This window comes from Pauljensenia sp. C0170B5, assembly GCF_056590195.1.
In genome coordinates this window covers 42768-57897 of the sequence record NZ_JBWPVR010000006.1, presented here as the reverse complement: position 1 = coordinate 57897, position 15130 = coordinate 42768, and the positions used below count along the sequence as shown (strand labels likewise).

General features: G+C 54.0%; 11 protein-coding genes. 5 read left to right on the top strand and 6 right to left on the bottom strand.

Going from position 1 to position 15130, the window contains the following annotated elements; all coding sequences use genetic code 11:
- Positions 1–89: 89 nt before the first annotated feature.
- The 5 genes from AC1EJZ_RS08175 to AC1EJZ_RS08155 form a co-directional block, all read right to left on the bottom strand.
- Entirely contained in the window at positions 90–4202 is a 4113-nt protein-coding gene (locus AC1EJZ_RS08175; protein ID WP_480294529.1) for a phosphodiester glycosidase family protein, read from the bottom strand.
- Between the two features lie 142 nt (positions 4203–4344).
- On the bottom strand, positions 4345–4542 hold the full coding sequence (locus tag AC1EJZ_RS08170) for a hypothetical protein (protein ID WP_058236283.1): 198 nt from the start codon (positions 4540–4542) through the stop codon (positions 4345–4347).
- A 599-nt stretch (positions 4543–5141) separates the two neighbouring features.
- Positions 5142–6092: a carbohydrate ABC transporter permease gene (locus AC1EJZ_RS08165; protein WP_070725063.1), complete on the bottom strand. Its 951-nt coding sequence runs from the start codon at positions 6090–6092 to the stop codon at positions 5142–5144.
- A complete protein-coding gene (locus AC1EJZ_RS08160) occupies positions 6089–6973 on the bottom strand; it encodes a carbohydrate ABC transporter permease (RefSeq protein ID WP_058236285.1) in 885 nt (294 codons plus the stop codon). The genes AC1EJZ_RS08165 and AC1EJZ_RS08160 overlap by 4 nt, the downstream gene beginning before the upstream one ends.
- Positions 6974–6981: 8 nt before the next feature.
- Positions 6982–8331: an ABC transporter substrate-binding protein gene (locus AC1EJZ_RS08155; protein ID WP_082628475.1), complete on the bottom strand. Its 1350-nt coding sequence runs from the start codon at positions 8329–8331 to the stop codon at positions 6982–6984.
- 184 nt (positions 8332–8515) lie between these two features.
- Here AC1EJZ_RS08155 and AC1EJZ_RS08150 point away from each other — a divergent pair, with 184 nt between their 5' ends.
- The 5 genes from AC1EJZ_RS08150 (at position 8516) to AC1EJZ_RS08130 (ending at position 13959) form a co-directional block, all read left to right on the top strand.
- Positions 8516–9559, top strand: coding sequence for a LacI family DNA-binding transcriptional regulator (locus tag AC1EJZ_RS08150; protein WP_074026145.1), 1044 nt, complete (start codon positions 8516–8518; stop codon positions 9557–9559).
- Between the two features lie 52 nt (positions 9560–9611).
- Positions 9612–11552 carry a glycoside hydrolase family 2 protein gene (locus tag AC1EJZ_RS08145; RefSeq protein ID WP_082628476.1) on the top strand — a complete coding sequence of 647 codons (1941 nt, stop codon included), beginning with the start codon at positions 9612–9614 and terminating at the stop codon, positions 11550–11552.
- Positions 11553–11890: 338 nt separating this feature from the next.
- Positions 11891–12523 (top strand): molybdenum cofactor guanylyltransferase, encoded by a 633-nt coding sequence (gene mobA / locus AC1EJZ_RS08140; protein WP_257590389.1) that lies wholly within the window; start codon positions 11891–11893, stop codon positions 12521–12523.
- 95 nt (positions 12524–12618) lie between these two features.
- Positions 12619–13701 (top strand): GTP 3',8-cyclase MoaA, encoded by a 1083-nt coding sequence (moaA, locus tag AC1EJZ_RS08135; protein WP_480294527.1) that lies wholly within the window; start codon positions 12619–12621, stop codon positions 13699–13701.
- Positions 13702–13959 carry a MoaD/ThiS family protein gene (locus tag AC1EJZ_RS08130; protein ID WP_058236289.1) on the top strand — a complete coding sequence of 86 codons (258 nt, stop codon included), beginning with the start codon at positions 13702–13704 and terminating at the stop codon, positions 13957–13959. It abuts the gene before it with no gap.
- Positions 13960–14108: 149 nt separating this feature from the next.
- Here AC1EJZ_RS08130 and AC1EJZ_RS08125 read toward each other — a convergent pair whose 3' ends face one another.
- A complete protein-coding gene (locus tag AC1EJZ_RS08125) occupies positions 14109–15089 on the bottom strand; it encodes a molybdenum cofactor biosynthesis protein MoaE (RefSeq protein WP_257590391.1) in 981 nt (326 codons plus the stop codon).
- Positions 15090–15130: the final 41 nt, after the last annotated feature.

Below are 15130 nucleotides of genomic sequence, written 5' to 3'. Positions count from 1 at the left end.
CGCTGCAGCGAATAGTTGCACTGCGCACTGAGGGGGGAAGGAACAGCTGTTCCTTCCCCCCTCAACGCGTGAGGAACTCACATCACGCTCTACCGATCGGCATGGCGACGGCGATTCGCCGACACTCCCATCGAAAGAAGAGCGAAGAGACTGCTCAGCATCAGCAGGGAAGCAGTGTGCGCTCCCGTTTGTGCCAGCCCTGAAGCAGAGCCGTGCGACGACGTGATGCGACCAGTCGGATCAGACGCTGACGTCTGGCCGGCGCCGGGGGTTCCGTCCTGGCCGGCATTCGTATCCGACGGCGTCCCTGACGAGTTGCCATTGCCGTCGGGAGTACCAGGTGTATCTGGATGTGACGGTTTGTCAGGATCGCCAGGTGAATCCGGATCTGGAAGAGATGCGGAAACAACTTCGAACTGAGACGACGCAGTGCTTTCCGACGCCACGCCTGTCACCTCAACGGTGTGTGGTCCGACCTGGAAATCTGCAGGTACGCGCCACTGCACAGCCGCATTCCCCTCTGCATCAGAGGTAACAGTTGCCACCTCAATGGGCTCAGAGTGGACGATAAAGCTCAACTGCTCATTCGGCTGGAAACCGCTGGCCTTGAACGCCTGCATCTCGCCGCGTTCAATTTGAGCAGATTCAGCGCTTACCGACGGAGTCAACACGGGTTCAACACGCTCAGCGACAGGAAGAACAACTGAGACCTGATAACTCTTCGACGTGCCGTTGACAGTCAAAGTCACCGGCACGTCACGGCTCTCCGTTTTGACGCCGTCACCCTCGTTCACCACACGCGTATTCTCATCGGGAACAACGATCTGCCCGTCAACAAGTACGCGTTCAAGTCCAACCAGCTCTCCTGTGGACGAATCGAGAGCCGCTGCCGCATGCGCTGGAGCAGCGGATGGGTCGCCCTCGTACACGAGCGGAGAAGCCGATGACCACAGGAACGACACAGGCCAGGCTGCCGGTACATCCCGCTGAGAATCGCCCTCATGCTGAACAATGGTGCCAGTCAGTTTGATGGGATCGTCCTGAGTGAGCTGGGTTGGTCCCTCAATTGTCAGCTCGTCGACAAATGGGCGAATCTCAAGATTCAGCCATTCGCCAGCGGAATCTCGCCACAGGCCCTGGTCTGGATTGATTCCCAACATGGTCCAGCCTGTGAATCCACCACGATCCGGTGTAGAGTGCGGTCCCTTGCCTGCGTTGCCGTTCGTCACGTGGACCACGCCATCAACCTGATACACATCGAAAGCTCCGACGCCTGCGTTGACGACGAGCACCGACTTGCCGGCATCACGAACCTTCGCAGTCCAGTGCTCAATGAGCGCTGCATCTTGCGGATCGTTCAGCGCAGAGGCGTTCGTCAGATTGTCGCGGGTGGGATGATGCAGAGCCAGAATCAACCCGGTGGTGTCCTGATCGGTGATCACATCGTTGAGCTGCTGCTCGAACCACTTGATCTGTGCGGCATCATGCGACAGGTTGTATGGATGCGAATCGAGTGTAACGATCCGCGTGTTCTTGACGGTCTGCGCCGTGTAGGTGTCACCGAAAACAGCCTTGAAGGGGGCAAGATCATCGGCCTTCATCGCCTCATGGTTGCCGGGAACATACGTATAGGGAATGTTGGTGCCGGCAAGTTCCTCGTCAAGTATCTGCTTGGCGAGTTCCATGTCGCCCTGTTCGCCCTCGTCAGTGAAATCGCCGACGATGAGGATCTGATCAGGGCGTTGTGCGACCACATCGCGCAGCACGCGGCGGGCAGCCTGCACAAGAGATGAATTCGGGTTTTCAGAAACAAACTGTGCATCGGAAATGATCGCGACCCGAAGTGGAGACGAATCAGTTGATCCGGCCTGATCGACGGATGGATCCTGATACACACTGACTTCCGGCGCGGTGGCGAAAGGTGCGACAACCGCTTCAATGTCGTCGATAAGCGTCGTCGACACGTACTGTTTGCTACCGACAGTCTCATACGTTGCCACGCGTTGAACCTGCACAGGCATTGCCATGTCCTGGGGGACCGGAACGGAGATGTACTGCCAGTCGTTCCCTGAAATACGTGGCTGAGCGTAGAGCCACTTCCACTGGTCGTTAGCATCGGAAACGGCGAAATACACCATCGGTTGGTTTCCCGGAGTACCGTCATCCTTGAACCATGCGCCCACTTCGATCACGTTGCCCTGGGGGAGGACATAGTGCTCGGCTGCGGCATTGGGTTTGATGTTGTTGGTGCGTGTACCACCTTGCTTATTGAAACCATTGGTCAGTGCAATGGCTTCAGTGTCCTTAATGCCCGCTGTGATGTCGTCCTCGCCGGTGTGGCCTTCAGTCGACACAGCAATCGACGAGGTCGTCGTGCGAGCACCGTAATTCGTGTACTGATCAGCGCCTTCCATTGACGTGATCTTCATGCGTGACGTGCCCACCATGACGGCGAGCTGCTGTGAAAAATCGCCGGCCTGTATCGTCAGCGTTCCTGCGCCTGACTCAACAAGCGGATGAAGAGCAAGCGACGCGTTCTTCCCCGCAGTAATGTCGACCAGGCCGGTCGCCCCGGAAGCGGTGATGTCAGTCACTTCAATGGGAGCTCCGAATCCAAAGGAGTCATATCCCATGACATTGGCATAACGTGTCACGTTCGGGTCAGGAATCGACAGCGTGTTTGGTGTGATCAGCAGACGATCCATCTCGTTAAGTACCTTCAGCTCAACAGAGCCCGAAGCATTCCCGTTCGTGGCAGTAATTGTGACCGAGCCGGCAGCCACAGCAGTGACGAGGCCGTCCGCATCTACAGTTGCGATCGCAGGGTCACTGGATGTCCACTCCTGAACCGGCTGATCAACCGACCAAGAATTCTCATCGAAGCCCTTGGCGACAAGTTGACGATGGAAGCCGGGGAACAGGCGTTTAGCTCCGTTTGCCTGGAAAAGCGGCGAAACAGCGTAGCCGGTCAGCTGTCCGGATCCCTTCTTGACGCCCACTCCCAGTCCATTGCCATCGGCGCGCAGCGATCCGTCAGAAGGCGTGTTGACCACCGTGACATCCTGGTCGCCTGGATCATTGACCACCATTGTGGATGAGCCACCGCCATCAAGATTGATTGCGTCGCTTGCACCCAGCTGGAGGAAGAAATCAGCGAATTCCGGAAGCGTCATACCTCGGGAATTTGACGAGCGTCCATCAATGACAGCAAGAATCAAACGGGTCCCATCAGTATTGATACCGGCACCAGTGCGAGGGTGCACCGATTTATCTGTTGCGACGTTTTGCCCCGCGCGCACCAGCGGGTGGAATGCACCTATTGCGAAGAGGGGTTCCTCATTATCTGACGTGACAACCTGATATTCGACATTGACGACGTCGCCCAGTGCCAGTGAAGCCAGATGGTCTCTGATTTCACCCTGCCCTGCGGCAACAACCGTCTGACCAGCTGGAATAGCCTCCTGTCCGAGTTTCTGCGCAGTCTTGACCACACGGTGATCAGAATCAAGCCATACTTCCAACGCGTCAGGATATTTCTGCAGCGTTCCCGAGCCGCGTTGGTATTCTCCCCATCGGGAGGTATATACGGTTACTGCATCGGAGGCAAGGCCCTGAGTATTGACGGAGGAAATGGGCGTGGTCCAGTCCTGCGCGGAAACACTTCCCTTAAGAGTTGCATCGGTGATCGACGCGATCTTGTTATGATCCATCACCAAAGACAGGATCGGTCTGCCGGGAACTGAACTCTTCACAATTCCTTCAGATGGATCCACACCAACACCATTGGCAGCTCCTGAGTTGTTGATGTCGAATCCATCACCGTTGACCGCGGCTTTGATGTCATCTGTTACTTGAGTCATTTCAACCAGGGTGGCCGTGTCGGCGACGATACCTGAATCGAGGTAGTCCAGTGATACCTCAGGATTGGTCAGGTCGACGTCGAGAACTGCGCCCTGCTGCCACCCTCGTGGTTCAAGGCGCTCGAACTCAGTCAACATGATTCCCGGTCCAACCTGTGTTTCTTCCTGTCGGGTCACGCTGGCTTGACCGCTCATTGTCAGGTCTAGATATCCGGATGCCGCAACATCTGCGGGAGATTCGGCATACGCAGCGAAAAGCGGATGGGAGCCGATCCCAATCCCTGCGATCGTCAACATCGACGCCAGCAAAGTGGTTGCTACACGTGATGCATTTCGGAGCATCTTCTTGATCCTTCCTCTTACGTAGTCGTGAAGCCTGCAGGAAAATTGCGCACGGCTCGATAGCGGCACCGTATTCGTGAATAAGGTCGCGTACTGTGCTGATGGGCAATAGCGCTGGCGCTGAATGTGAAGCTGCGCAGCGTCAACCATCGTGGCGGGCTTCAATAATCACCATGGCACCTGATTGTTGCCACGAGGTGATCGGACCGTGACGGGAAAGTGACGCCCTATCCAACTCAGCCTCGGTGATGTCAAACGGGACGGCAGCAGTAGCTTCGAACTGAAGTGTTCTGGTTGTGTTGTTACCGGTTGTTGGCAGGAATACACACATCATCGCCATTGCTCTTAATGATGTGTATGGGGATTGTTTCCATGTCCGGTCGAGCTACCGGAGACTTGGCGGGCATGCTGGTGGCCAATCTACAATCTGTTGCGGCGATGGGGATGCCAAGCTGCGCCCTACTAGCGCGAGATGCGTTCGTGATAAATTGTTTGTTAAGAACTACGGAGTATTCATACGAAGGCTTCTGGGGCTGATGGGTGCGAAAAATAGGGCCTGCTGCCTGGCGTGCCGGCTGAAATGTTGCCCAAAACCAAGCTGTCAGGCTGATGAGATGTACTGAAAATCTGCGACGCTCCTAGAGGCTGCTCTCCTGCGACGACGTGGCCACGCGCAGACATCCGACACGTGCTTTCGACCTAGGTGCAGCGCCGGTCTAAGTCAGACACAGCACAATGAACTGTGGCTGTTAGCCGGCAACTACCTAGGCGCGCACTTGCTGTGGTTCTTTGCCGTGTTTGGGACTGATTCGTTTAGTCGCAAAATCGTCAGTTAGGCAGGAAGATCAGCAATGAACAACTTAAGTCCCTCGGCTGGAGACTTCAGAACAAGAAGTGGAACCAGGCCCACGACACTTGACAATCTTGCTTGCTTCGTTCCTATTGCCCGCCCATTCCTGTTGTTGCGAATCCTTTGACAATCTGACGTTGGAAAATCATAAATACGATGACAAGAGGCAAGGCGCCTATGACAGCACTAGCCATCCCCTGAGCGTATTGCACGCCATAGGCGTTCTTGACAGTACCCAGACCAACGGGGATCGTCATGAGGTCAGGCGAGTTCGTAATGATAAATGGCCAAAGGAAATTGTTCCAGCATCCAATAAAAACAAAGATGGCCACGGCTACAACAATCGAGCGAGATAGCGGAAGAACCACAGAAGTGAGAATCTTGAAGTTCGAGGCACCATCTAGACGGGCAGCTTCCTCTAGCTCTACGGGCAGCTGATCGAAGAAGTTCTTCATCACGATAACCATTAACGGTGCCACCACTTGTGGCAACGCAACACCTGCCAAGGTGTCTGACAGTCGCATAAACCTCATCTGTTCGAATAGCGGAACAATGAGGATCTGTGGCGGAACCATGATCGCAGCAACTGTCAACGCGAAGAATATCTTTCTACCCGGAAAGTCATGACGAGAAAACACGTACGCTGCTGGAACAGAAACAAGAAGCGTAATGAGGGTGACGGCTGCAGAAACGATGAAGGAATTCCACAACCATAATGGAATATCACCTGCTTTAAACACCGCTATGTAGTTTTCAAAAGTCCATCCTTGCGAAGGCCAGAACTGAAGGGGTGCCGCAGAGGCATCGGTTTCCTTTTTGAAAGACATCTGAAGCGCAAAAAGAATTGGTATGGCCCATGCCAAAGCGGCAATTGCTAGTGCTGCAAAAGCAGAAATTTGCGCTGCCGCAGAATTTCCCAGTGTTAAGGAACGCGCCTTAGAGTTTTCAGAAGACTTAACCAAGCGGGGAGAACGACGCGTCGATGACGTCTGAGATAAATCGTTCATACCAATTTTGTTAGCAGTTTGGGTAGTGCTCATCGTTGCTCCTCTGGTTTGTGATTAACGATGGTGATTTGAATGATTGACACAAGCACGATCAGAGCAAAGAAAACATAAGAAACAGCTGAAGCGTACCCGACGCGGTATCCGCTGAAGCCGACATCATATATGTACTGAATAATCGAACGTGTCGCACCATCTGGTCCACCAGCGGTCATCAGGAAAATCTGATCGAAGACTTTAAGCGATGCAAGAATCTGCAATAGGACGATCATGATTGTTGTCGACTTCATAAGGGGCAGTGTCACTGAGATCAAACGTCTCCATGATCCAGCGCCGTCAACTTGCGCTGCTTCGTAGATTTGATCGGGTATGTTTTGCAGTGCTGACAGGTATAGGAGGAAATTGAATCCTATGGTCCACCACACGGTCGTAAGGGCAATTGACCACATTGCCACTTGTTTGTCGCTGAGCCAGCCGATTTGATCAATTCCCAGATGCTGTAAAAGCCCGTTGATAAATCCAAAGTCATTTGCATACATCACTCCCCACATCGCGGTAACGACAGATACCGGCAGGAGGTACGGAGCGAAGAATGTGAGTCTCCAGAGCCATTGGCCAGGTAAACCTGTGACAACGAGGTAAGCGAGGATGAAGGAGAGCATCACCAGAGGGATGGTCGAAATGAGGGTGAAAAAGATAGTATTACCAAGGCTGGACCACATTTCGGCGCTTGTGAGGGTTTCAATATAATTCTGAAGACCTACGAACTTAACGTTTCGTGAGGCTAGCGATTGGTTCGTGAAGCTCATCCAAATTCCCCAGATAATAGGAGTAATCAGGAAAAGAGTAAATACGACCATATACGGAAGTGCGAACCAAACTGTTCCGCGGGAAGCTAGTTTTGATTGTGTTTTCATGACGATCTTTACTCGGTTGGATTAGGTTGCTGGGCAATTGACGATGCGGTCTCAAGCATTTGCTCGATTACTCGTTTTGGCTCGGTGGTGCCTCGGAATCCTTCAATCAGGTGTTGGCACATGCGATTTTGGAAGTCAGTTCCTGCCCCGGCATACCAGACAGGTGGATCAAAGATCACGGTCTGTGCTGCATCTGCATATTGATTTTGCAGCTCTAGTTTCTGATAGTCCGGCTTTTCCTGAGAAGGCAGATATCCAGGAATGTGGCCGGCTTTGCCCCAGCGGTCGCCCAACTTCAGCATTGCTGCAACGAATTCATAGGTCTTTTGGCGAAGATCGTCAGTCATGCGGCGATTAGTCGGCAAAACGTAGGTATGCGAGTCGGCGTAGTTGGCAGGTTGACCAAACATAGTGGGAGTCGGTGAGGCTGCAAGCGCAGGTACGTTTTCAATGAATCCGTTTAACTCCCAAACCCCGGAGAAAATCAGAGCATTCCTGCCTCCGTTAAAAGCAGATAAAGCTCCGCCATAGTCTTGGTCTTTTGCCATGCACTTGCCGTCCATCCACATGTGAACGGCCTCAACTACTTGGGCCGCTTTGTCAATGTCCAGCTGTGCCCGCTGTCCGGCAGAAAAATCATATCCACCACCGGTTTGGTTATAAAGTCCCCAGAAAAGACGCCATGCTTGCGCAGTGTCGAGTTGGAAACCGAACGCCACGCCCGGGCCACCGATAACCTCACCCAGTTTGACGCCGACTTCATAAAAGGCCTCGGCTGAATCGACCTTGAGTCGTCCATCGGAGCCGAGCACACCGGCCTTGTCTGCGACATCCTGGTCGTAGAAAGTAATAAAAGGATGGGTGTCGAGAGGAATAGCGAACTGCTTGCCTTCGTATGTTCCTGCGCCAAATAGCGCATCAGTAAAGTACTCCGGACCTACGTCAAATTCTTGAAACAGCTTCATGTCCCACGGCTCAATAAGGCCTCCAGGTGCGAAACCAGGCATGCGCGAAACGTGCATGATCGCAGTGCTAGGTGGTGCGCCAGAAGCCGATGCCATCGCCAACTTGGTGTAATAAGGGTTTCCCCAGCTGAGAGTAGTGGGAGCAACGAATAGGCCAGGATGTTCTTGGACGATTGACTCGATCATCGCGCGCGTATTCGCGCCATCCGCTCCGCTGAACAAGTCCCACACGCTCACCGTTACTTTCTGCGATGCTGAAGACGAGCAACCAGAAAGACCGGATGTTAAGCCGAGTGCACTAAGACCCAAACCGAACAAGCCTAAAGCGGAACCCTTTATAAAAGAGCGCCGTGAGATTCCACTGCTAGAAAGCATATTGTCCTGATCATCCACGGCCAAACATGCCACCTTCCTGATCAACGTTGATTGGCGGAAAAGCTGCAATGGGATTGCAGATTGAATTCTCACGTGAGAGTATGGCACTTGACTGCAGTGAGGTCAAATGAAACAGCAGCGAGGAGAGTCTGAATGTCGCTCATTGATGAGCGCCTAGAGAACCAGGAGTACCTGCCCTAAAGTGAAAAGAGCAACCATCAAAGACGTGGCAGCGCGCGCAGGTGTGTCGTGGAAAACGGTATCGAATGTCATGCACGGAAGACCATGCGTCAGCCCTGACACCAAAGATCGAGTAATGGCCGCAGTGAAAGATCTCAACTACATTCCGAATTTTTCCGCGCGCGATATTAGAGGTCATGCCACCAGAAGAATAGGGCTTGTAATACCACATTTGACTAACCCATATTTCGCAAGGTTGGCAGAAAAGTTTCATATCATTGCAAATCAAGCAGATTATACTATAGAAATTGAATTGAGTGGACAACATGGTGAAATAGAGCGTCGCTATGTGTTAGGCCAATTATCACGATCAATAGATGCCTTGATTATTTCTCCAACTTTACCCGATACGACGAAGCGTCTAGTAAAACGAGATGATATGCCGGTTGTTCTTCTAGGCGAAGCAGTTACCGATCGTGGGGCAATGCATCACGTATCGATTGACAACGTGGCTAGTGCTGCTGAACTGACAAGGCATCTAATCGGAAAGAACACGCAGAGAGTTGTTTTCTTAGGGGCTCAACATGGTGCGTCGTCCACCGGATCTGAACGCCTCATAGGCGTCGCCGCCGAGTTGGACAAAGCGCAGATTTCTCCTGATAGGAGGTTGTTCGTCTCCAGTGCGGAATGGAGTCGCGAAGAGGGATATCGGTTGACAAAACAATTGATCCAGTCCGAAAAATCCCTGGGGAAAGTTGGAGATGTCGTTATTGGAGGAAATGATCTTCTTGCCCTGGGTGCTATGGATGCATTTCGTGAACAACGCATTCGGGTCGGTGAGACAGTGCGTGTAGCCGGGTGGGACAATATTCCAGAGAGTGAAAGCTCGTTGCCCTCACTTACTACTATTTCTCCTGATTTGGACTCCCTTGCACGTCTTGCATTGTTTCTGGCAGTTGGTGATGACCGATTTCTGGAGAGGGCAAGTTATAGCTCGGTTACTACTGTGGGGCCTGGCATTTCTTTTGTGGTTCAACATGAAATGATCATTAGAGAATCATCGTGAGATAGCTAAAGAATTTCACAATTTGCCGATTGAAATATGAGAGGAATTTGAAATGGTGAATAAGCAGGCTGAGAAAAAAACATCTCTGGATGACGTGCGTGAAAGAGCAAGAAAATTGGCCGCACTCCTAGATGGGCCCGCAGATAAGGAGAGTGGGTCATGTAAGCCTGAACACCCTAGACCTCAGTTTGCTCGGAAGAATTGGGTCAATCTCAATGGTCAATGGGAATTTGAGGTTGACCCTGGAGACTCTGGCCGTGAGCGGGGTTTGCTGGATCGGCAGTTAGCTGATTCTATCGAAGTCCCATTTGCGCCTGAGTCGAAAATGTCGGGAATTGAAAACACTGATTTCTTGAACGCGGTCTGGTATAGAAAAACGCTGACAGTTCCATCCGAATGGAAAGACGATGATATCCGACCGGTTTTGCATTTCGGAGCGGTCGATCACGATACGACGGTTTGGGTTAACGGAGTCGAGGTGGCACGGCATCGGGGCGGCTTTACACCATTCGACGCAGACTTGGATGGTGTGGTTGGTGCCGGTGAAGAGGCGACTGTTGTTGTTCGAGCTCGCGACTTACGCGGCATGCCTCAGGCTCGCGGAAAGCAGGCTACGTGGTATGACTCGACACACTGCCAATACACGCGTACGACAGGAATTTGGCAGACTGTTTGGCTGGAAGGCGTCCCGCGGGAGCATATTAAGTCAGTTAAGGTGTTTCCGAATATGGGAACGCAGAGCTTTGAAGTGACAGCTTCGGTTTCGAGGAGCGTATGTGATGGTCAACTGAAGGTCGTTGTGAGTGAGCCTGAGGGAGACTTTGTCGCGTCGGCCCACGTAGCAGTTGGGAAGGATCTATCTCCAAAAGTCGTAGTGGAGATTCCTGCTGAAAAAGTTCGTATATGGGGACCGGGAGATCCAGAACTATACCGACTGACGATACTGCTGGCAAACGAGGACGGATCGATCAGGGATGAAATTTCGTCGTATTGCGGTCTTCGTTCTATCTCAATTAAGGGCAACGAGTTCCGGATAAATGGGAAGAAGATTTTCCAGAGACTGGTCCTGGACCAGGGATATTGGCCAGATTCCTTGATGACTGCACCGAGTGATGATGCAATTGTCGAAGATATTCAACTGGCTCTTTCTGCCGGGTTTAACGGTGCGCGGCTTCATCAAAAGGTTTTCGAAGAGCGCATGATGTTTTGGGCCGATATGTACGGCTATCTTCTCTGGGGAGAATTCGGAGACTGGGGAGTTTCTGGTCGAGGACCTCTTGGATACAATCAGGAGCCTACTGCGTCGTTCGTTACGCAATGGATTGAAACACTTAACCGGGATATTTCACACCCAAGTATCATCGGATGGTGCCCATTAAATGAGACGCACCAAGTGCTGCATGATCACATCACAGTGCTGGATGATGTCACGCAGGGAATGTACTGGGCCACAAAGCTGGCAGATCCGACTCGCCCCGTGCTTGATGCATCCGGGTATTCGCACAGAGTCCGCAGCGCAGATATCTATGATTCGCATTCTTATGAGCAAGATCCTGCAGCGTTTAAACGTGAACAAGCAGGTTTGAAAGACGGAAAACCGTATGTCAATCGAGTGGTCTTGGAAGACAACACGATGCCCTTTGCAGATGGGCGTTTTTCGATTGATTACGACGGCCAGCCCTTCTTCGTGTCGGAATTTGGCGGCATCTGGTGGAATGAGGAAGAGGCAAGAAATCGACGAGGAAACAACGATCAAGCTGAATCGTGGGGCTACGGAGATAGGGTGAACAGTCTGGAGGAGTTTTACGAACGATTCGAGGGATTAGTACAAGTTCTCAGCTGCGACAGCAACATGTTTGGGTACTGCTACACCCAGCTGACAGATGTTTTCCAAGAGAAAAACGGAATCGTCAATTTCGATCGCACGCCCAAATTCGATCATGAAAAGCTGCGTGCCATTCAAGAAAGAACGGCAGCATATGAAAAAGAGTGAGGCCACCGGAACCTTTGAGGTTATAGGACATTTTCTGTTGCTTTTGAGTTCCATGCGTTGTGGTGGGCGTATCGGGGGACGATCAGTGCCCTGTACTGGAGCGTCCTAGATTTCGCTCTGCTCCTTATGGAGATGCCTGGATGGTGGCACGGCGCTGAGTACATTTTCATGATTGGACGGTGTCCATCTTCGGATTGGTCAGATGACACGCGACCAAGGAGTTTTCCCGGATTGGTCCTCAGCCGGGAAGGTAACATGAACGTGACAGTTCGCAACCCAAAGCCACTACTGAGCCTGCCCGCATGTCCACTGCGCATGGCCAACAAGGGGAGCCCGACATGAGCATGCATCATCTTGCAGGCGTTCTCGTGCTGGCAGGCGGAACCGCAGCCCGCATGGGTGGAGTGTCCAAACCGGACGTGATGGTCGCGGGAAAGAGGCTTCTCGATCATGCGCTTGCCGAAATCAGCCGCACCGCCCCTCGCGCACGCATCGTCGTCGTGGCGCCCCCCGAAGTGTCAGTGCCGCCCAGCGTCATTCGCATACTCGAGGATCCGCCTTTTGGCGGGCCGCTGGCCGGTTATGCTGCGGGATTCCATGCGCTCACGATTGACGAGGGCGCCCTCGTGGCATTCATGACGTGTGATGCACCACTGTCGGCGCGATTATTCCCGGCGCTGCTAGAAGCGTTCGAAGCAGAATCATGCGACGGTGCAGTACCGGTTCAGCACACGCCAGAAGGCGACATTCTGCAACTCACCCAGGGAATCTATCGATCCGAATTCCTGCAAGATGTCATGCGCGATCACGTGCGCAACAAGTCCTTGCGGCGAGCGTTTTCAGATGCGCATCTTGTCGGCGTACCGGATCAGTCGCAATGCGGGTTTGACGTGGACACGTGGGAAGAAGTCGCAACGCTCGAAGAATACCTGCTTTCCGATGACGGGCGGGAGGCGCGGTCTGATCTTTGATGCCGAGCAGACTGCCTTAGTTGTGCGCAAAGAGTTCGCTGATCTGCGCTGCTAAACTAGGCTCCTTACACTAGGTGCATTGCGGAGGAGGTTTCTTGGGCATCGCATTGAATATGCCACTGATGCAGGCACGTCTTGATCCGGCAAAGCGCCCGGATGTTCCCGTGTTACTCGATCAGTTTGGGCGAGTCGCCAGAGATCTACGCATCTCGGTAACTGACAGGTGTGATTTGCGATGCCAGTACTGCATGCCTGCAGAAGGTGTGGAGTTTTCTTCCCCTGACCGAATCCTCACAGATGATGAAATCAAACGGATGATCCATATTGGCGTTCAGCAGTGCGGAATAGAAAAAATACGCTTCACCGGCGGCGAGCCGTTGATGCGCCGCAGCCTGGAAGAACTTGTGTCATACGCGGCGAGTTTGTGTACCTGGAAAGGGACGCGGCCAGATCTATCCATGACGACCAATGGTCTGGGCCTGACGCACCGAGCTGAAGCTCTGGCGCGCGCTGGCCTTCAGCGAGTCAACATTTCAATGGATTCGGCGACTCGCCAGGGCTATCGCATGATGACCCGACGGGACCGATTCGATGATGCGGTTCAGGGAGCTGCTGCGGCTGCCCAGGCCGGCCTTCGTCCAGTCAAGTTGAACGCGCTGCTGATGCCGGGTGTGAACGAGGATCAGGCGCCAGAGCTGCTTCGGCACGCGCTGCGTAACGGATACGAACTGCGTTTTATCGAATTCATGCCACTTGGACCGCGCGGATCGTGGAAGTGCGAAGATATGATCACTCGCGACGACATTCTGGACACATTGCGCCCACACTTTGATTTGGCTCATCGGCCCGATCGGGAACGAGGAGCCTCCCCGGCAGAAGAGTGGGATGTGATGTCGGGTGCCGATCACCCAGGCGGCAGATTCGGCATCATTGCGTCAGTGACACGACCTTTCTGTGGCGAATGTGACCGCACACGCCTGACCGCAGATGGGAATATCCGAACCTGTCTTTTTGCCCGCTCAGAAACTGATGTGCGCACGATGATGCGCACAGGCGCCACCGACGAGGACATCGCGCAGACGTGGCGACTTGCCATGTGGGGTAAACAACCGGGTCACGGGATCAATGACCCAGACTTCTTGAAACCGCGCCGCCCCATGAGCGCGATCGGAGGATAAATGACTCGAGCTCACGTCACGTACTTCGCTGGTGCAGCAGAAGCAGCTGGCACGCGCACCGAAACTGTTGACGTGCCGCAGTCAATAGACGCGGCCGAATTGCGGGCCTGCTTAGCCGTAGGAAAGTCAGCGCATTTTGCAGACCTCGTCGGGGTGTGTGCTCTGATTATCGACGGCCAGACCATCAGCGAGGCGGAGCGTTGTCAGCTCGGAGACAACATTCAGATCGAAGTGCTGCCACCATTTGCCGGCGGATAATTCTGACTCCGCGCCACGGGCGCAGCTGTTGGCACACGCACGCCGTCAGGATTCCGGTAGCTCGAGACTTCGCGCCACGTGCGCAGCTGTTGGATAGAGCGAGGACGGGACCTGTGCGTCACGCGCGCAGCCTTCGCACCCTACGTTCCCTACGCGCTGCCTGTCCACTCGTGTGAGCCGTCGACAAACTCCTGCTTTTTCCACACCGGCAACTCGGCTTTGACCTGTTCAACCGCACTTTCCAGCAGGGCGAACGCCTCGCGCCGGTGCGCCGCCGACGCCGCAGCCGCAAACGCCACGTCACCCACCTCAAGGTGACCGTAGCGATGCTGAACCGCCAGCTTGATCGCACCTGACCCGTGCGCACATCTTCGGGCAATCCGTTCAATCACTATGCCGGCATCGGGATGCGCTTCATAGTCAATCGACACCACGCCCTTGCCGTCATCATGGTTGCGCACCCGGCCATCAAAAAGAACCACGGCACCTGCTTGAGAATCGCGCACCGCTTCCTGCAACGCGGTCACATCGATAGGCTGATCCGTGACTTCTGCGATCACAACGCGCGCATCTGAACCGTCGCTGACCCCGCGGCTCTGGATCGCATGGGTGGCACGCTGATGAGCCGACTGGCCGATCTGCTCGGCGGGCGCCGTGTGGTCAGCGTCAGCAAGTTGCTCGGTGATGTGCGAGATCAGCGGGCCGACTACGGCCACAGCATCGCGCACTCCGCCCGTTGACCCAGGAGCATTGACAACGAAAGCGCGCCGCCCCTCACACTCGATGACGCCTGACACCCCGCGTGACAACGCGGCAGCTGGAACCTCCGGATTGGAACGCAAAGCCGCCTCGACGCCCTCGGCCCGCTTCGACAACAGTGGCATGGTCGCCTCGGGAGTGACGTCACGCGTGGAAAAGCCTGTGCCGCCCGTGGTGAACACGACGTTGGCTCCGCCGGCAACAGCATCCCTGATCGCGGCGGTAATTGCGTCAGCGTCGTCAGGGACGATGACCACACCGCTGACTTGCGCATATTCGCTCAGCAATTTCTGTGCGAGCGGCCCGGAACGGTCGGTTCGCACTCCGGCCGCAGACCTGTCAGATATCGTGACCACCGCAACATGAGGCATGAAGGCAATCATACTCACGCGCCTCGAAGCGGCCAACAACC

Bases quoted from the DNA above. Each gene is read 5' to 3' on its own strand.
- AC1EJZ_RS08175 (WP_480294529.1), bottom strand. From the start codon at position 4,202: ATGCTCCGAAATGCATCACGTGTAGCAACCACTTTGCTGGCGTCGATG.
- AC1EJZ_RS08170 (WP_058236283.1), bottom strand. From the start codon at position 4,542: ATGGCGATGATGTGTGTATTCCTGCCAACAACCGGTAACAACACAACC.
- AC1EJZ_RS08165 (WP_070725063.1), bottom strand. From the start codon at position 6,092: ATGAGCACTACCCAAACTGCTAACAAAATTGGTATGAACGATTTATCT.
- AC1EJZ_RS08160 (WP_058236285.1), bottom strand. From the start codon at position 6,973: ATGAAAACACAATCAAAACTAGCTTCCCGCGGAACAGTTTGGTTCGCA.
- AC1EJZ_RS08145 (WP_082628476.1), top strand. From the start codon at position 9,612: ATGGTGAATAAGCAGGCTGAGAAAAAAACATCTCTGGATGACGTGCGT.
- mobA (WP_257590389.1), top strand. From the start codon at position 11,891: ATGAGCATGCATCATCTTGCAGGCGTTCTCGTGCTGGCAGGCGGAACC.
- AC1EJZ_RS08130 (WP_058236289.1), top strand. From the start codon at position 13,702: ATGACTCGAGCTCACGTCACGTACTTCGCTGGTGCAGCAGAAGCAGCT.
- AC1EJZ_RS08125 (WP_257590391.1), bottom strand. From the start codon at position 15,089: ATGCCTCATGTTGCGGTGGTCACGATATCTGACAGGTCTGCGGCCGGA.